6 protein-coding genes and 1 pseudogene are annotated in these 19,730 nt (G+C 64.0%); 2 read left to right on the top strand and 5 right to left on the bottom strand.

What is annotated here, in order from left to right; translation table 11 throughout:
* The 5 genes and pseudogenes from ACWZHB_RS19170 to ACWZHB_RS19150 form a co-directional block, all read right to left on the bottom strand.
* Positions 1-3,159: a DEAD/DEAH box helicase family protein gene (locus ACWZHB_RS19170; RefSeq protein WP_427903236.1), complete on the bottom strand. Its 3,159-nt coding sequence runs from the start codon at positions 3,157-3,159 to the stop codon at positions 1-3.
* A 446-nt stretch (positions 3,160-3,605) separates the two neighbouring features.
* Complete coding sequence (locus tag ACWZHB_RS19165; protein WP_427903235.1) at positions 3,606-5,978, bottom strand: DISARM anti-phage system protein DrmE domain-containing protein; 2,373 nt, start codon at positions 5,976-5,978, stop codon at positions 3,606-3,608.
* Between the two features lie 161 nt (positions 5,979-6,139).
* Positions 6,140-8,359 carry an MBL fold metallo-hydrolase gene (locus ACWZHB_RS19160; protein WP_427903234.1) on the bottom strand — a complete coding sequence of 740 codons (2,220 nt, stop codon included), beginning with the start codon at positions 8,357-8,359 and terminating at the stop codon, positions 6,140-6,142.
* Complete coding sequence (locus ACWZHB_RS19155) at positions 8,356-14,694, bottom strand: hypothetical protein (protein WP_427903233.1); 6,339 nt, start codon at positions 14,692-14,694, stop codon at positions 8,356-8,358. Before ACWZHB_RS19155 ends, ACWZHB_RS19160 begins: the two co-directional genes overlap by 4 nt.
* Positions 14,695-15,873: 1,179 nt before the next feature.
* Positions 15,874-16,026 (bottom strand): annotated as a pseudogene (locus ACWZHB_RS19150) (transcriptional regulator); the annotation flags it as partial.
* Between the two features lie 998 nt (positions 16,027-17,024).
* Between ACWZHB_RS19150 and ACWZHB_RS19145 the strand changes: the two are divergent.
* Positions 17,025-17,366, top strand: a complete 342-nt coding sequence (locus ACWZHB_RS19145) for an effector-associated constant component EACC1 (RefSeq protein WP_427903232.1) — start codon at positions 17,025-17,027, stop codon at positions 17,364-17,366.
* Positions 17,350-19,686: a caspase, EACC1-associated type gene (locus ACWZHB_RS19140; protein ID WP_427903231.1), complete on the top strand. Its 2,337-nt coding sequence runs from the start codon at positions 17,350-17,352 to the stop codon at positions 19,684-19,686. The genes ACWZHB_RS19145 and ACWZHB_RS19140 overlap by 17 nt, the downstream gene beginning before the upstream one ends.
* Positions 19,687-19,730 lie beyond the last annotated feature (44 nt).

Here is a 19,730-nt window from a genome sequence, read left to right as displayed (position 1 = left end):
TCAGGGGCGTAGTCGGGAAATGACCTGTTGGGCCTGATTGCCGCCGCGGAATTCGGCGGGCGGTTCCACATCGCGGAGGCTGGTCATTGCGGGGCCGGTGAACAGCTCGGTGAGCCAGTCGGACTGCCACTGTTGGACACGGGGAAGTTCGATCTCCTGCCAGCGGCGCTGGGCGTCGTCTACGAGCCGTTGTTCGTCGGCATGCATGACGACGCCCGGAACCGGGCAGCGATAGGCCCGTGCAATACGTTCGGAAATGTGGGGTAGGAGGTCTGCAGCTCTGGCGTTCCACCATTCATGAAACCGTTTGGTCTTGCCGATGTTCTGCGTCGTCCCCCAGGTCGAGTGCCGGGTCTCGTCCCATAACAGAGCGCAGACGATGCCGGGCAGGGTTCGCTCGATGGCTCTGCTCGCGAATCGGTTGACCGGAACCGGTTCGACCATGCGTTCCAGGGCTGCGTGGGTGGTAAGGAAGCTCTGGTACATCGATGTCTCACGTCGGTTGTTCCGGTCGAAGATGTCGATGACGAGCCCTACGTGCCGTCGGCCGGCTCGTGCGGTTGCCTGGATGTAGTGGGCGTAGGTGGGCGGCATTCCGGCGAGGATCTCGAAGTTCAGCCGGTCGAGATCCACGCCGTGGGACACGACTGAGGTGCCCACGATGCCACGAATGCGTTCTGCCCGACTCATGGCGGGATCAGATGCCTCGATCTCGGCGATGATCGCGGCGAGCTCGCCCAATGACGACTCGCCGGTGAGGTATTCCGATCGCACCCGGTCGGTACCGGCGTTGATGAAGTCTTCCGATAGACGATTGAGATCGTCGACGATGTTGACCCCGTGTGCTTTGGAGTTTACGTAGGCGAGTGCGAGCTCGTATGCGAACAGCATCGACCTTGCTTCGGCCGTGGTGAACGTTAATCCGGCGTCGGTCATCGCGGCGAGCAGCGGGGCAGGGTCGTCGGTGAGGTGGTGGATGTGTTCGACGATGTGGGCGGTGACCGCGCCGGTGAGGTCCACTTTGACGGTGCCACCGCCCGAGGGCAAGACGCCGAGATAGAGACGGCGAACGTCGTCGGTGACCGTCGTGTAGAAGGATCGGTCCAGAGTGCCCCCGCCGGTGGGGAACATGCGCGGCCGGCGGCCGTAGACCTGGGAAAGCTGGTCCTCGAACTGCTCGATGGTGGCGGTAGCGGCGATCACTTTGGAGGGTTCACTGTGTGCACCGCGCGCGAGTTCGGCCAGCAAAGTGTGGTAGTGCGCGGCGAATACTCCGAGTTCTTCTCGAATGAGATGCAGCTCGTCTTGGACCCACAGTGCCGGTGTCGGGTCCTTGAACCCAGTGGGCGGCGTGTGCGTCGACGGTGCGGTCGAGCAGTCCTTGGCGATGCATCCCTGGTGTGTGTACCAGCCGTGTTGTGGGCATCGCGCGGAAGGGCCGTGGTTGATGGCGGTCAATTGGCCGTTGCGAGCGAAGGCGCAGACCTTGTCGAGGGTCGATACGACGACCGAGGACTGGTAGCGGGTGGTCTCGTCGTCGCTGGCATGGATCGCCAGCTCATGGTCGCAGGCGCGGCATACATGGCGTAAGCGCTGATCGGTGAGATCGCATTCCAGGCCGACGCTGTTGTCGTCACCGCAGGCGGGACACGCACCGACGAGTCGTCTCTTGTCGCGCTCTGACTGCGATTGTCTGGCGAAGTTCGCCAGGCCCGGCCACCAACCGTGGGTGTCGGGGTAGGCCAAACGATTCGGGGTATTGCCCGCACCGACGAAGTAACCGAGCGTGAAGGAGTCGCCGGGAAGGTTGTGCGCCTTACGCACGATCTCCGCGTGATGCAGTATCGCGTTGACCCGCGAAAGTTGCTGCACGGACAGCATTCGCAACGGGAACAGCAGCCATGCGCTGGTTCCTCGTTCTTTGCCGCGAAAGCGGTCATAGAAGAGGGCAACGACGATCAGTCCGAGATATGCCTCGGTTTTGCCGCCACCGGTGGGAAACCACAGCACGTCAACGGTATCGAGCTCCTCGCGCAGGCGCGGGTCGGCAGGGTTTTCTCGGCCGGCCAGGGCGGCTAGCTCGGACACGATGAAGACCAGCTGGAAGAGTCGCCATCGTGCGGTCGCCCCGCGGGCTGCAGCGAAGGAGTAATTGGCGAGCTCGAAGGCGCGGGCAAGGTGCGGATCGGTCCGCAGCAGATCCAATCCGAGCTCGAAACGCTGGACCTCGGACTCGAAGTGATCTCGGAGGGCTTGAATCTGTCGCCGCTCATCGGTGGTCTGCGCTGCGCTGAAGTCCCAACCACGGTGGAAGCCGCGCATCTCTGCACTCAGCGAATTCAACGCGGCAGTCCATTTGCCGGCGAGATTACCGAACGAGATGTCTGTCGGCTCGCTGGAACTGGTGTGGTGCTGGGTGTGGATCGGAAGAGTGTCGGCGATCACCATATTCGGTCTGTCTCCTGGACGGGCGACGCACCCACGCCCCCGGCCGACCACTGTTGCGGCGGAGGCATAACGGCAGTCGTCGTCGGCAAACCCGAGTCGGCGGGGTAGCAGCTCAGGGGTATCGATGGTGACCGAGAGAGTCGTGTCGTAGATGGCCACATCCTGTAGGCCGCGTGCTTCGATCACCAACGCGTTGGTGATCGATACTGATACAGCCGTATCCCCGTCCACGGTGGGCAGCGTCGAGACGGTCACACGGGGTATCGGAGCGATTGGCGCCCACCGCCGATCACGGCGCGAGTCGACTGTCTGGCGGTAGGCCGCCTCGGTGCCCGAGACTGCGGCCACCGGCAGTGTTTGGTTGTTCGTCAGCTTCCAGAGCGCGGTAGCGCCGGCGTAGTGGTCCCGCACCGCGTTCTGCGCGTCTGCTGCCAACGGGCAGCCTCCCGGCAGCTCGCTGCTGATGAGCATGTACTCGTCCCCGATGATGGGGATTGACATCGACAGGCTCACGTGGCGTTGATCGCGATACCAGGTCGGGTTGAGCGTGACTGTTGGGCGGCGTCGGGAGTTGTCGGAGGCCGAAGCGGTCAGCCGCCCGGCTTCTGCCGACACGTCGGTGAAGGCCGGCAAGAGCGGCTGGTAGATGGCGTAGCCGACCTCAAGGGTAAAATCGACGGTGGCCGGAGCTCCTTTCACCACGAAATCCACACCGATGACTCCGCGGTTTTCAACCGGAGGTGTCGTGGTCGGAGGCGTGGTTTCGCCGCCTTCGCTGGTACCGGACGCGGCCGTAGATGCGATCGTGGCGCCCAGCACTCCGATGCGGACTCTGTGCTCAGGAGCCCAGGGGAAAGGGTGCTCGCCACCGGACCGGTCGGTCAGCGCATCGACCAGTTCCGCGAGGATGTAACGGACCAGGGTCTCCTCGGCCCGATTCTGCCGACTGCGGCCGACGTCGACGGGCGGTGTCCGGGTACCGGTGGTGTGCGGGGTGACTGCGGTCATGTCGTCCTTGAACAGTGTGCGGTTGCATTCGAACCGACGTCTCTGGTCGGTGACCCAACCTCTCGAGGTCCGAGAAATGATGTCTTCTGTTGTGCGCCAAGGTGTTCGGCACAAAGACTACGCTTCGGCCGCGGCCGGTCAGCGTTGGTTCACTGGATCCGCCCCGAGAAGCTGGCCGGTACGTCGGTGGGCGTGCCCACGCTGATGACCGTGGCGACGAGAAACTCGTCCAATAGTTCATCGGCTCCGTCGCCGATGAGGCTCCGGAGCTTTTTCACGGCGTCCCCGGCGTGGCCCGAGGCCAGTGCTTTCACGAAATGGCCGAGTGATCGGTGCAGGGTACGGAGCCGTCCGGCCACACTGTGTAGAAGCCACAGATCAGGAGACGTTTGCTGTGCGGCTTGAAAGACGGCAGCGATATCCTGGGGTACTCGGGGGGCGATGGTGTGGCCGCTGGCCCACATTTTCAGCTCGCCGGGGGCCTGCGCGCCGGCATCGCGTACCGCCGCTATCGCGGCCTGCAGCGTGGTATGCGTCTGCAGCACTGTGCGGGCGGCCCTGCGGAACTGTCCGAGTATTGCATCGAGCGCAGCGACATCATCGTTGGTGTGACTGAGGGTTACCAGGCGGGCATGCACCGAATCGGCGCCGTCACCGGCCGGAACGACAACTACATCACCCGGTCGAATGTCTCGCAGGGGTAGATAGCGGTGGTTGCCGGTGACCACGAGTATCGGCGTGGCCAGGTCGCCGTCGTGGTCGTTCTCGGTACGCACCCACCAGGTCCGGCCGTTATCGAGCAGTATCGGCACACAACTGGTGGTTTCGGGGCCGAACCAATCGTTGGATGCCGTGCCGAGGATTGATGATAGGTCGATCGACCTGTTGGCGCTGTCGAGTACATCTAGTATCGATAGCTGAGGTAGATGCAGTTCTGGTGGTTCCGGCGGTGTGCTGTGGAGTTCGGTGGCCACTAGTGGGCCAGCGACGGATGCGGGCTCAGATGCCCCGAGCGCCCGGAACGTATTCCGCCGCCATGCATCGGTCGTATCGTACCAGCGACGTAGTTGGTGCCGCAGGATGGCGTCTTCGACATCGTATGCAAGCAGCCAATTCTCGTCGGCCTCACCACTGAACAGCAGTGAGAAATGCCGTGCCGGGGGATTTCCGGTAAGGATCTGAACGCCGGCGTGGCGGGGTGGATAGCGCTTGGCGAACGTGTCGATCTCGACCCTTGCGCTGATACGCGCCCACAATGCGATCTGCGCGCTGGTCCGGTTCTCGCTGCTGAGCGATTGCGCCGTGGCCACGGCCCCGGCGTTGCTGTGGCAACGGATCAGGATCCGACCGCAGGTGGCATGCTCGGCGCGTGCGAGCAGCCCCCAGAGGAGGTCGAGCTTCGGGGTGGATTCCTCGAGATGTCGCCACAGTGCTTCGACAGCGACCTTGAGCTCGCCCCACCGCGCGACGCCCCATGCGTGCCATGGTCCTGGGCCGGTGAACGTCAGGCCGTTGAGGACACGCAGCAGGGCCGCGGGGCCCTCCCCGGGGCGGACCGCCATGGCACAGGCCCTGCGATAGTCGTACACTGCCGCAGCCAGCCGGGTACCCGAATAAAGCAGCTTCGTCGGGTAATCGAGTGCTTGGGGCACGAGCCCGTCGGGCCGGGTCGCCAAACAGGCGAAGGCATGCGTGATCGCAGCGTTGATCTCCGTGTCACCGGCGCGGTAGATGCTGAGCGGAGGTTGCTTCTCACGCCACAGCATCCACATACTCGACAGTGGACTGGGTTCGGGCTTCTGCCTGTTGAGTTCATAGACCAGCGCATTGACCTCCGCATCGGTCACGGGGAGAACCAGCGGTGTGGAGCCAGTCGCGGTGACGGCTTTTACCAGCGATTCGTCGCCGATATCGCCGAAGACAACTGTCGACACAGCTGAGTGGTGTGAGGCCCAGGTGAGCATCCTCGCTCGGCTGTCCGCGGAGGTGATCGAGGCCGCATCGATGATGACCAGTGGTGGATTACATTGCGGCAGTACGGGATTGCCGATTCGAGTGTTGACATAGATGAGGGAACTATCTGCCGAGCGGGGGGCGGCGCCGACCACCGGAACGAGGTATCCACTACGGGTAAGCCGCTGGGCCGATAGCGGGTTGTTTCGGTCCAGGGCCATATTGCGGTAGTTGCGCCACCGGAGGTTTCGCAGTTGCTCGGTCAAATCGACGTCGAGCGCGGCGAATACAACCGGTCCGGCAACCAAGGGTTGCTGTAGGCGCAGTAGGTGCAGACAGATTGCGAGCGTCAGCGCGATTCTGTGGTCGGCACGCGGTAGCTGTAGGACCGCCACAGTACGGGGCATCTGGTCGATCAGGTGACGACTGAACGCAACCAGCAACTGGTCGACCGCCGATACCGGGACAGCAACCCCGTTGTCGAGGAAAGTGCTGTAAGCAAGGCCGTCCAACCCTGCATCCGTGGTCCCGGGCAGCAGGAGGTCGATCAGGGATGGGTCTTCGGTCATCCGAGAGCCTTTCATGCCGGGCAGAAGAGATCGGTGGTTGTCCGGCTTTGTCGACTGAGATCGATGGCGTGGCCGGCCGAGTGGTCACGTCGATCGCGGGCCCCACGTCCCGCAGACAGTACGAGGCGTGGCGTGGATCAGCGATTTCTGCGGGAAGGTTGTCAACTGATGGGCTGCCAACGGTCGGTGGAGGCAACGCGGAACCCACGGCGGGTCAGGTTGTCGGCGAAGTCTCGTTGTTTGGACGCCACCCCGTGGACCAGCATTACTTCGGTGGCGCCGACCTCGGTGATGATGGAGGACAGGCCGCGTCTGTCCGCGTGCGCCGACAGGCCGAACTTCGTTACTCGCGCGTTGACCACGAGTTCCTCTCGGTCGAGTACGAAGGTGGCTCGTCTGGTGGCCTTGGCCAGCTCGAGCAGCTCGAACCCCGGAGATTCCTCGTCCTGATAGCCCGCGAGCAGCAATGCCGCGTTCGGATCCGGGAGGATCGAGCGTGCCCAGGTGACCGCGGGACCGGCAGTTAACATGCCCGACGTAGTGACGATGACCCCGCGCCGGAATGTGCGCAATAGCTGCTCGCGCGCGCCCGGCTGCACCGCCGACACCTGATCGCCGTAGATCTTCAACGGCCTCGCGCTTCGAGCGGTCTGTTCCTCGTAGATCCTCGCGATGTCTTTGGCCATTCCATCGATGAGAACCGGCACATCCGGCAGACGGTTGCGCAGAGTCAACGCCACTTCCTGCGCTCTCCCGAGCGCGAAGGCTGGCACGAGCACCCGTCCACCGTTCGCCGGGTCGCCGACAGTCTCCGACACCATCCGGACGAACTTCTCCACTTCGGCCTCGCGGTTGGAACTGTGCTGCCCGCAGTAGGTCGACTCGATGACCAGTAGATCGGACCCGCGTGCCGCATCGGGCACGACCAGACCGGGAACACTGATCTGGGCCAGGTCCGACACGTCCCCGGTCACCGTCACCCGGTTCGGGCCGGCGCAGACCACCACGCCAGCCGCGCCGAGGATATGGCCGGCAGGGAACAGCGTGACCGTGACACCGGCAGCAATCTCGACAACCCGACCGCATTGCACCTCCTTGATGCGGCGCTGCGCTGCATGGACCTGCGCGTCCCCGTAGGGCGGCTCGGCCAGCGGTTCATCACTGCCGACATGGTTGCCGCGGGAGCGGTCGAATACCCGCACCGAATCGCTCCACATCGTCGGGAGGATCGCCGCGGTCTCGGGGGTGCAGATCACCGGCACTGTCGGGTAAATCGCGGTCAGTGCCGGTACGTACCCGGCGTGGTCGTTGTGGGCGTGCGTGATCACGATCGCGGCGAGTGGCCCGGCGAGGGCCACATCTATATCTTCCGGCCCGGCTTGGTCGATGCGCTTGTTGACCCGCATCCCGGCGTCGATGAGAATCCGGACGTCGCCGGCGGTCACCAGCATGCAGGAGCCACCGATGTCGGTCCCCCCGCCGAGCGGCGTGAGCGCGATCTCGCGCGGCTCACCGACCGACACCCGGTTCACTGGTTCGGGCGGTTCGAGCAAGGCGTTCAGTACTGACAACAGCACGTCCGGCGATACCTCAGCACACGTCAGTGCCGCAGCAACCATCGGGTCGGCTGCCGGTGCCGCCTCTGCCGGCGGAGTATCGACGGCCGCTTCACGTTCACGGGGATCGACGTCGATGTCCCCGACCGGCGGAAGGGTGGTCAGTGGTGGGAGAATCGCTGCCTTCAGTACCGCTGCCGCTGCCAGCACGTCGGTTGCCAGTTCCGCCACACGGTCGCGTTCGGCAGCCAGTTCGGCACGCAGCCCGTCGATGACGGCCAGCGACTCGTCCCGGTCCTCCTCGGCCCTTTCGAGATCGCGGCGCAATTCGTCGGTCTCTGCACGGGCGTAGTCGCGCTGCGCTCTGGCTCGGTCGCGGGCCGTGCGGATCTCGGTCAGGCGTCGTTCGTACCGTTCCAGCCGACGTGCGGTCGCCGGGTCCTGCGTGGCTGGTCGGCGTTCGTCCGCAATCGCCGACTGCTCGCCGTCGGCTCCGGCCTTCGAGGAAGGCTTGGCCCGCCCACGTCGTGCCCGGATCGCCCGCGGGTCTCGCAGCGCTGCTGCTGCGGTGGCACTGTCGGTGGCACTATCGCCCAGCAGTGCCACCACCCGTGGATGCGTTTCGCCCAATTCGTCGCGATAGGTCTGCGCAAGTTCTGCTCGCAACGTCGATGCCCTCGCCACGAGTTCCAGCAGCGTGGCCCTGTTGGCCTGGGCAAACGCCCGAGGATCTATCTGCTGCCCGGCGTAGGCCGGCGACTTCAGAACCGCACAGGCCGCATCGAGAACGATCGCTTCGAGCAGCTGCGGTGCGGTCCGACTCATCGGCGTGCACGCTTGGTCGCGCCGACCATGACGGGTTCGAGCTTGAACCGTCCGTCCTCGCCCAGGCCGACGAGGACACCCAGCCCGCGCAGCACCTCGATGACGTCGGCCGTACTTGCGTACCCGGCGGCGGCAACCGCGGCGGGGGTGAGCGCATTGGATTCGTCATCGTCTTCGCCGCGCAGGGTGAGGTATTCGGCGAGCGTATCGAGATCGGCCCGGTCCTGCGCGCACGTCTGCACGAGGAAATCCCAGGCCTGGCTCAGCGTGGCGTCGCTGCGTACCCCGGACGTCTCGACCAGCTCGTGGCAGCGCTCGGAATCCTCTAGGCGAGTCCGGATCTCGCGCAGTGGGTCCGAACGCAGGCCCGAGCCATGCGCGGTGAGATCCTCGGCGATCTTGTTCAGCAGGATCGGCCAGCCGCCCGTCACCGCCAGCAATTCGTCGCGAGCGGCGTTGTCCTGGAATGGCAAGGGCGTTTCGGTCAGCCACAGCCGCAGGTCGGTCCGGTCGTATCGGCGCAGCTCGGTCAAGCCTGAGGAGATGTCGGCCTCGCGTGCCGCGGCTGGCCATGTCGGTGCCTGTGCTGGTCCGGACACCAGCACGATCCCGAGGGTGCCACCGGAGTGGGTCGCGATCAGTTCTCGCGCCTGCTTCCATGTCGCCCATGCGACGTCCCGGGAAGCGGTCTTCAGGTTGACGAGCACGATCACATGTCGCCCGGCGGCCATCAACGTTCCCTGCTGACACTGCTTGGCCAGGGTAGCCGGGTTTGCTTCTCGTATGTGGCCCCCGCGATGGCCCGAGACCGCACGGTCGTTCTCGTCCTGTAGCGCCCTCAGACAGCGTTCGACGGTCAGGGCAGGCGAGCCGATGACATAGCGGACCTGGCTTCGGGTTGCGAGCAGATCAGCGATCTGCTGTGAGGTCAACGGCCCTCGGGTCGGTCCGCCACCGAACTCTGGCCGCATCATGCTGCCGTCGAAGCTTTCGGGCAGTTCGATCGACTCGGCCTGATCGAGTACCGCTTCGACCTCCTCTCTGGCACCCAGCAGATCGAGTACATTCGGTGTCCGTAGTCGGTATCCGTTGGTCGCATAGGACAGCACTCCGAGGTCCACACATTCATCCAGCAGCGCCCGAAATTCGCCGGCGCGAACGTCTTCGGCGGAAAACCCGGTCGGCCACCACGTCTCGCACTCGTTGCGTAGCTCGCTCGGTGTCATGGTCGCGTCGATGCCGCGGGCGTGTGCATGCAACGCGACGCTGTAAGCGATGATTTTGTACCGGGGATCGAGGTCTAGAGTCCAATCGAACCGCTTGCGGAATGACCTGCGCAGATGCGCGTCGGCCCACACCTGTTCGACATCGTCGGCGTGCACGGTCTGCGGTGGCGCGTCCTCAGGCATCGACGCAGCCTGCAGATTGCGTAGCAGGTGCGCGGCGAACAGCTGAATGAGGGCGGGCTGGTTGTTCGCGAGCGCGAGGACCCGCGCGGCGTGGTCGGGGTCATCGAAGTGATATCCCAGCGCGCGCAAGGGACCGGTGAGCAGATCGTAGGCGGCCTGGGGGGCCAGAGGTCCGACGCAAACGGGTTCACCGAAGTGCGCCAGCGGATGATTCGCGAGGCGATCGAATCGTGCCGTTTGGTGCAGCCCGGCGAACACCACTTTCACTGCGCGCCCGGTCCGCTCCATCAGTTCCTTGAAATGGGTCACATGTGTGAATCGTCCGTTGACCGCTTCGGCGTCGCCGTCGAGGAATTTGTCGGACTCGTCCAGCAGTAGCAGCAGTTGCCGTCCCGGACGAGAAATAATCCAGTCGGTGATGTGCTTGGTGAGCGCACCGGCAACATCACCGGCCGGAATATCGGCTGGCACGATGTCCCGCCTGGCCAGCAGCGGCCAGAGCGTTGTCCACACCGCCTCGACCGACACCGCCCTGCCGATCTTGAAGATCGATTCGTAGATCGCAATCCGGTCACTCTGGTCATCGAACTGTCGAGCTGCCTGCAACAGTAATGCAGACTTGCCGAGCTGTCGGCCGCCGTAGACGATGCAGGGGCCCATCATGTCGATGATTTTGGCGCGTTCCTCGTTTCGGCCGTAGAACATTTCCTGCCGGATGCTCGCGCCAGGGATGTCCGGAGCGAACGGCGAGGATACGGTGAACGGCAACAAGGCTGACATGGTGATCTCACGACTCGGTTCGGGCTGGCACGACAGGTAGGCGAAAGCGGCGTCATCGATCACGATTGTCGTCGGTAGCCGTCGGTCGCTACGGAACAGACCAGCCAGCTCGCGACGTGCGACGGAATCGAGCGTGCCGAAGTAGAACACCATGACCGAGTGATCGTTCGGCTCGTCGCGCAGCGTCTCCACGAGTTCACCCGGTGTCGGACCGTGCCAGATCCCCAGCAGACGCAACGAGTCGCCTGATGGACTCATCGCCGACCCGAAGGCCGGCAGCAGGGCACTGCCAGATGTAGGCTGCACACCGTGCAAGTCCAACCACCGACCACGGCGCCCGGAGTGCCCGCGCCGCGTAGGCGGGGTGGTCGCCTTGTCGAATTGGAATCCGACCTGCCCGAGAATCGACCGCACGTTCCCGATCCGAGACTCGAACGACCGGGCCTGCGCAAGCTGTATCCATTGATCGATCCGGACCGCGGCGGTTGATCCGCGGCCGACCTGACTCAGCTCGATCCCGGCGGAGATCAGGGTGTCGGCGAGCTCCCCGGCAGCCAGGTCGCCGGTCGATGCGCCTGCATTGAGTGCGCTGCGCAGCTGGGCGAGAACAGGGCCGGCGGCCTCGACCGCTGGACAGGGGACGGCGAATCTGTCCGGGAACGCCCTGAGAAAAAGGGACAGGTGATCGGTGGTGTCGTGCCGGGCGGGCAGCTGGCCGTTGTCGCGGATCGTGACCACATACTCCGCCGCAGTGGTGAGGTCGCCTTTGTCGATACACTGCTGGATCCGATCGGCGGCGTCGAGGGGCATCCCGGCGGTGTCGAGCGCAATGCGGGCGGTGGTGATCGCGGACTTCACGGCCTCGGCCCGATCGAGCTCGATCTTGCTGAGACGGTCGAGCACGACATCGAAGTCGCTGCGCGCGCCGCGGTGCGGGGTTTGACAGGCGCGGGCGCGGGTGGTCAGGTCGGTCCATGCGTCCGCGTTCAACCGACCATACAACCGGTCGGTGTCGATACGAGCCGCGAGCGCGGCGGCGTTCTGATCCACCTCGGCGATGGAGGCGTCGATCGCAGCTTCGCGCTCGGCCGACAACTGTTGCGCAAGCCGCGGGTTGTGAGGCCGCAGGGTTTCGATGAGGAGCTGGGTACCTAGTTGGTCGTGTCGTTCGGTGCGCGCGTTGAATGTCGCGATCCAGCCGTTTTCCCCGTTACGCAGAGCGTCGAACGCGGTCTGGATGTCTGTCGCCGTGGGCGGACGGCGTGGCTCAATCGATGGAAGGAGTTCGACAGCCGGGGCCAGGGTCAGTAGTCCGTTGAGGGTACGGGCCGAAGAGGTTTCCGGACCGTCGATCACCTCGGTGCCCATGAGCAGATCCAGCGCATTGTTCAGCAGTGTGAGCCCGGCATCGGTCGCGGCATCACGGGCCTCATCTCCGCTCTCGCACAGCTCTGCCAGTTCGGCCAGTGCTGGTTTTCGGACTGCGGCCACGCTGTTCTGCAAATCTGCTATCGGATCGGTCATCCACGTCCCACCGCCGAAGGACAGCGTGTTTTCCGTAGCGGTGACCCATCTGGCCAGTAGTTCGGTGACGTCACCGGCCCAGTCGAGCAGTTTGAGCCGTGCCTGGGCCTCGATCGGTTTCGTGTTCCGCTTGCGGCTTCGGGTATGTGTTGCCGCCCGGTCCAGGGCTTGCTCGAGACTACGAGGTGTGCGTAGCTCGGCAACGCGGGTGCGGACGAATCCCAGGTCCTCCGGCGACGGCGTGGCGGATGCGACAACGCGCAGAGGCGCGCCAAGGTAGCCGTCTTCCGGTGCCATCCAGCTTTGCCATAGTTCTGTCGCCGGGCCGTATTTGATCGTGCGATTGGGGGCGTTGCGGAGCTTGGCGGCCGCCTCGTGGGCGAAGGCTTCGTACTCCGAGGCGGCTTCAGACGCTTCGATCACTGCGTTGGCGTTGCGGGGAGTCAGGTAAACCCCGGCGTAGATGGCGGCTTGGAGCAGCTCTGTCAGCTTGCCGACGGCGTCGCCGGAACGCACGACGCTGGTGGCGGACGCACGAAGCGGATCGGATGCGCCAGCGATCGGGGACAACAAGCCCGCGCGGACCGAGGCCCCGTACACGAGCATCTGCAGACCGGGATGGTCTTTGAGGTCGCTGGGTTCGAGGTCGGCGATAGTCGCGGCGAATTCGGCCGCATTCGATCCGGTGGAGCTTTTTATCGCAGCGGCGAGCGCAGCGAGCCGGTGTGCGGCTCGGATCGAAGTACCGCCGTTTTCCGCGACCGTGAGCCAGTACGCCAGCGCCAGCTCACCGGAACGAAGGAGCGCGGTGTACAGCGAGGTCGAATTCGATGTCTGCGGGCCGGCCGTGTCGAGGCCGGATGGCGGAGCAGTCCGGGCCTGTGACGTGTACTGGGCCGAACTCGATTGCGGGACAACGAACTCCAACTCGGCGAGAAAATCCTCAAGTCGCTCGGCCCGCTGTCCATGGTCGGCCGCCGCGGTGTTCTCGTCGCTGGTGGCGCCGCCGTCGGCCGCAGCAGCGCGTTTGTCCACGCCGTTGTCGTCGTATGGGGCTGCGATGGTGACGGGTACTGGCGTGTACGCGTCGGGCGACTCGGCGCTCGCCCCGGCCACAGTCGTATCACCTAGGACGAATACGTCGGGGACATTCGCGAACGAAAGCAATGGAATCGCGGCAGGCAGCGTGGCCCTGATCACCTGGTCGAGCTTGTGGGCACGCTCGGGGTCTCGGCCGGCGAGTCCGATGAGGTCGAGCAACGCGAGGAGAGCACGGACTGTATCTGCATCGCTGTCGACGGTGACCTCACCGGCCAGAGTTTGGACCTGCGCGATGTCGGCGGCAAGGAACTCGTATCCGGCCAATGCCATCAATGCCATAAGGCGCCGCACGCGCTCGACCCGTTCGGCGGCAGCGCTGGCCTCGGCGACGGCGTGTTGTGCTCGCTGCAGGGCCGCACGCGCCGTGCCCAGGTCCGCGGGCGCCTGGTCGGTAACGGCTGTGGCGGCGGCCAGCAGCTCGCGCAGGTTCACGAAAAACTCCATGATTCTGGCGATATCGGTCGTCTCGGACGGGACACCGTGCGCGACCGCAGTAGCCAGGTCCGGCAGGACGACAGCGGCTATCGTCTGCCGCTCCTGCTCTACGCGCTCACCTAGGGAAATCCACTCGGCCAGCAGTGTCGGATTCTTTCCGGTACGAAGTTCTTGGGCTGCTTCGGCCGTCATACGTTCGGTCAGACCCGCCACGGTGGACTCGGGCGCCGCCGCGGTGGCTCCACGGGATATATCGCCGCCCTGCAGGGCATCCATGTCCTCGCTGCTGATGTCGAGGGCCTTCGGATCGTCGGGATAGTCGTAATCGCCGAGCTCGGAGAGCATCTCCACGAGCACCGCCAGCGGGGTGGGTCGTTCCGGCAACGATGGGTACCGTTCTCGAACCGATTGCCATACCTGTCGAGCGGCATCGGTTTGCGTTGTGCTCCAGAACGGAGGCGGGTCGGCGAGCAGCCAGGCGAGCGCGGCTGCATCGCCGGCGTGCCCGGTCACCACCATCGACGACCAGAGCGCCACTCGTGCCGCCGGTGTCGATCCGAATACCTCGATATCGAACAGGCCGGCGTCGCGCCAGCTCTGGTTCAGCGAGCCGAGGGCGTCTGTCAGCTCGTCGGGGTCGGCGCTGAGGATCGCGGCGAGTTGGGACTCAGCCAGCGTGCTGGTCACGAAGGTCGCTCTGATCGATCCGTGGAAGAAGTCGTGCAGGATATGTGCCGCCCGCTCATCGTCCGCGCGAGCAAGTGTGGCCTGAACTGCCACGGCGATCTTCGCAGGGGGCGCGCTGGTAGGAAGCTTGAGTCTCCTGTACAGAAAGCCGGAGTGAGGAGGATCGAGCCTCGGGACTTCGGCAATGAGGTCGGCCCGGCCGAGGGCGCCGGCTGCCGATTTCGCGATCCTCGCTCTCCCCAGGATCTGACACTCGTCCGCGGTAAGCCCTACGCGATCGACGGAAGGTTGCTTCTCACTGTGGGATTCGGTGCACTGACTCAAGGCGTCCCCTTCGTTCGCAATCTGACCCACAAGACCGACCTCCGAGGCGCGTGTCCTGCTGGCTAAGCCGAGCACAGCAGCGCTACTCCGAAAGCTCCCCTATCCTGTCGCAGGCTGACTATCTGGTGTTGCAAGTCGAAAGAAATCTGAAGGAAACTGCAGGTAGAACAGCATATTCAGACGTGGGCTGAGCTCTCTTCTCGCTGCCGTCATCGTCGCGATCGGTCGCTCCTCCCACCCGCGGGTGCACTAGGCACTTCGAAGTGCCTACTTCCTGTTGGGAACTTACACGTCAATGTTGAAGCAAGGCTCCGATAGACGCCAACCGGTTTCGAGTTGAAGGCAGAGGGATGAACGCACCCTCCACTTCGCTTCCCGCGGGGGGAAGCTAGACCCTGGGCGACCTGACTTTCACCCGGTTCGGCTACGGCGCAATGCAACTCGCCAGACCGGGGTCATTAGACCCATGCCGATCGCAACGGCGCGCTCGCCGCCCTGCGTGGGGTCGCGGCGTTCGGAATCACCTACATCGATGCCGCCGCCCGACGCCTACAGCCGCGCGCCACCAATCAGTTGATCCGCGAAGCATTGCACCCTTACCCCGAATCGCTGCACACCATGACCAAGGCTGGCGCGATCAGCAGGGCGGCTGCCCCCGACCGACGAGCCGAACAGCTGCGCCGCGCAGTCAACGAGAACCTGAAGGCACTTAGCTCGAGGCGCTCGACGTGGTCAAACTCCGGCTCGGCGATGCCGTAGCGCCGCAACCAGGTTCACCCGCATAGCGCTTCGAGGCCCTCACCCGAGCTTGAGCAGCGAGGGCTGATCCTCCACCTCGGCGTGAGTAACGCGACGGCCGAATAGGACGCCGAAACGCGGACGATCGCGCCGATCGTGTGCGTGCGGAACATGTACAACCTGGCCTTACGCCGAGACGACAAACTGATCGACACCCTCGCCGGACAGGGCATCGCCCATGTGCCTCTTCTACCCACTTCGGTAGCTTCACTCTGCTGCGATCCGCAGCACTGTCGGCCGTCGCCGCACGGGTGAATGCCGCACAGATGTCGGCCGCCCTGGCCTGGCTGTTGCACCGGTCACCGAACGTCCGACTGATCCTCGGCACCTCCTCGGCGACCCACCTACGCGAGAACCTCATCGGCGCGGGAGTGCTGTTCTCCGACAAGGGCATCGACGAACTGGTGCTAGGAGACCGCCGCAGGCGACCATTCAAGGAGTGCATAGCCGAGATATCACCCCGGCCAACATCGCGACTACTTCGCGCCGTAGGCCGGGGGTTCGCCGTCGCCCCGCTACCGGCAGACCCACCTCGCCCGGTCCGATCCGCTCCCGCCGCGATCGCAGGAAGTCACGGAGCTCTTCGCGCCGCCGGGTGGAATGCCGCACTGACCATGAATCCACGGTAACAACGGGGCGAGCGGGGTGCTGCTCGCTTTTCTGGCGAGCCCCCGATATCGAGGCAGCCGATAAACCCGAATGGTTGACCGCGAGATGTGCGACATGGGTCCGCTCCCCGCGAGCAGCAACTAGCACTCCCGCTTGCATACGGCGCCTGGTCTTACGGTGCGTCGGGCCGACCTCGGACCGGCACGGCCACTTGGTCTTTCGCGGGTGGTCGCTGGCCGGTTCGGTCAGCGAGCCACGCGGCATTACAGGTTGTCCGGACTATGTGGGATATGGCGCTGTCGGCAGTTGGGGACGGTCGAGCGGGCGTTCGGGTGGCCGTCGACTCGCGAGCACTGCGAGCAGACCGGGAAACACGCCCCAGACGGTTACCAGCACCAACCAAAACAACGGTGGCTGCGAGAACGGGCCAGAGTCGGGACGATCGGGACCCACAGGTATGAAAACCCCTGAGGCCCACACGAGCCAGAGTACGAAATCGGCGAAGAACAACGAGCAACCACCAAGGATCACCCACCTCCACCCGCTCGCGGCACCAGCGATCAATGCCAAACCCGCCATGCCCGCAACGATCAGCTTGGTAACTGCCAGGGCGTGACTGCATGACGAGACCTCCTCGTCAGGCATACCTTCGACCAGCACTACGAACGCGTAGACCAACGCCAGCAGAGCAGCGACACACGCGCCGAGCCCCGAGAGAACGCGCGTCCAGACGCCTGATGACAACAGCATGACGGCATGGTAGTCAACGGACTTCGCCCGCCCGCGTGCTGTCGAGCTGGTTCCGCAACCGGGAAACCGTTGCGTGGCACCGTGATACGACCACCCGATGTGCCGTGGGCGGTGGATTCGCTGGGCGCTCTCGCGTCGCGCGGACGATGACGCGATTCGGAGCCGCTCGGTCTCTGTGAAACTGCGCATCACGGCGACCCGGAGCGGGCTAAGGTGATGCTGGGTGCCCAGTGCTGAGGGGAGCGGAAGTGGTTGCGGTGGTAGATCTCTCGATCTCGGATCCCGGAGAACTGGCCTCGCTGCGCAAGATTGTGGAGCGAATCCCCGGTCTCCGAGTGCGGCAGATGACCGGTCGGACGGCCCCCGGTGAGCAGGGGGCGTTCGACTTCCTACAGATTGCCGCTACTGCTGGCGGAGGTGGTGGAGCGCTACTGCTGATGATTCGAACGCTTCCTGACTTCATCCGGTCCCGGCGACGTGATGTTTCGATCGTGTACAAGGCAGGGGACATGGAAGTGACCATTACGGCCGCGACTGCCGCTGACGCGGTCACCCTCATCGAGAAGTCGATCGATGCCGGACGCGCTTGACGGGGACTACTCCGGATCACAGGCCGTTCTGGTCGGTACCTGGGACTATTCCGAGCTCGAGCAGATTCCCGCCGCGCAGCACAGCCTGCGACGCATGGCGTCGCTGTTGACGAGCGATCTGTGTGGTTGGCCGAGTGAGCGAGTCACACTGGTCGAGAACCAGCGGATGGTAGGGGAGCTACCGGATCTTCTGGTCCGGAAGTTCAATCAGGCCGAGGATGTCGCGCTGTTCTATTTTGTCGGCCACGGACAGCAAGATGCGTACGACCAGCTGTGCCTCGCCCTGGGCAACACATCCAGGAAAGCGCACCGCAGACAAACGACAAGCCTAGCGTACTCGCAGGTTCGGCACGCTTTCCAGATGAGCCCGGCGAGAATGAAGATCGCACTGCTGGACTGCTGCTTCGCGGGATTGGCGGTCAATCAAAACGGAACCCTCGCGGTTGATGCCAAGGTACCCACGGCACCAGGCGCCTACTTGATGATGGCGACGGGCCCATACTCGACCGCCTGGTTTCAGTTCGGGGCCGAGCACGAAACACCTCAGACGTTCTTCACCAAAGCCGTCGTTGACGTGGTCGAGAGCGGTGTAAGTCGGGCTGGGCGCGGGCTGACTTTGGACATATTGTTTCAAGAGGCCGCCAACCGGCTGGTATTCGATGGCAAACCCCAACCCGACCACAACAGCACCGGGTTCTCGCACACTTTTCATTTTGCCCGTAATATCATCACACCCTCCAGCTTGTCTGCAACGCCCACGAAGAGCATTCTTGCCGATATACCGGAGGAGCCCGCCGAGCAGCGGCGACCGATCCTGACTCGTGCCGGATCACGGAAGAAGCGCCTTTCTTCCTCACGTCGTGATATCGGAGCATTTACCGAGTCGAGCGCACGGGAGATGGCGTATCGACACGGAATTCGGTTGGGTACCGCGGACGCTCCCGGAGTCCGAATTGGCACAATCATTCCGGGAAAAGTACCCGCCTACTCGTCATACTTCGACTCGCAGTTATGGATTTGCGGCCCTCGTCGAGGAATCAGCGCCTCAACAATTGTCCCGGCCTTGGTCGAGGCCATCGGACCCGTGATATTCACGTCGACGAAGGGCGACGAGGTCGCGTTGACTCGCAACGTGAGAGAAGGGCAAGGAAGTCGGGTATACGTCTTCGATCCACATGACCTGGTCAACGAGCGGCCGACCTGGTTTTGGAACCCGTTGGACTGGGTTGATGTTTCACGGAGCGGTGCCGAGAATCGGGCGGCTCGACTGGCGGGGTATTTCTCGCACAGCGCCGACGGAATCGACGTCCACAAGGACGCTTCTGTCGCTGCTCAGAGTGAGGACGTCCTGGCAAATCTATTTCTGGCAGCGGCAGTTCGAGACGAACCTATTACTTTGGTCTGGGAATGGCTGACTGATCCAATCAATTCCGAGCCTGTGGTAAATCTACGTACTGCCGACATGCATGCTGCTGTGAATGCTCTCGCCCACCACTACAACAGCGACTATCGGGCGCGTGAACGTATCTTTGCCGGCGCAATGCAGATGGCTCGCTGTCTGCGAATGCCTGAGCTGCATCGCTGGATTACCCGGAGTGAAAATACAGTCCGGTTCGACGAATTAGAATTCATCGAGCAAAATTTCACGCTGATGGCGCTGTCGGCCGCTGGGCGTGGCACTGGGGCCCCGATAGTGAGCGCGTTGGTCGGGGCAATTCTCGACGAGGCGTCGAAGAAGGCAGCCCGGTCCGTAGGTTCCTCGCTGCCGATCCCGCTCATCGCAATACTTGATGATGCCCCGCAGCTACTTCGGTGGCCGGATTTCCCGCGCGTATATGCTGGACTGGGTCAACGTGGAATCGTGGCGATCGCGATCATGCAGTCGTGGGAACACGGTGTCCAGGGCTGGGGCGCCTCGGGAATGGCCGATGTCTGGTCGGCCGCGGCTCTACGGTGCATCGGCGGAGGATTGCCCAACATCGAGTTCGCCCGCGCCCACTTCGAAGCGCTGGGGTTCCCGGCTGTTCCCGGCGCGCGTCGAAGTGGATTAGGCGGAGTATTCGGCCTTGGGCGAGGTAGAACTGAGTTCTCTATCTCGGACCTGCTTACATTGCAGCGTGGGGAAGTTGTCGTACTACCGCAGACCGGCTCACCCCTGTTGGTGAGAACGACGCCATGGTGGGAAGGGGCATACCGCGACGCGATACGACAATCCATCGAATACGAATCCCCGAGGTCGCGGGTGCCGCTCGCCGCAATACCTCAATCTGGTACGACTCTTGGCAGCACGTCAGCGAACGACGAAATCCGGCCCTTGTGATCAGGTGACTTCCCTTCCATGGGCGGGGAGTCCGCCGACGCCCC

The sequence above is a fragment of the Nocardia sp. FBN12 genome (assembly GCF_054031145.1).
Note: the sequence above shows the minus strand (reverse complement) of the source record. Positions and strands in the feature narration are given on the sequence as shown.

What these genes read in the sequence shown, in the direction of transcription:
- ACWZHB_RS19165 (WP_427903235.1), bottom strand. Translation starts at nt 5,978, where the DNA reads ATGACCGAAGACCCATCCCTGATCGACCTCCTGCTGCCCGGGACCACG.
- ACWZHB_RS19160 (WP_427903234.1), bottom strand. Translation starts at nt 8,359, where the DNA reads ATGAGTCGGACCGCACCGCAGCTGCTCGAAGCGATCGTTCTCGATGCG.
- ACWZHB_RS19140 (WP_427903231.1), top strand. Translation starts at nt 17,350, where the DNA reads ATGCCGGACGCGCTTGACGGGGACTACTCCGGATCACAGGCCGTTCTG.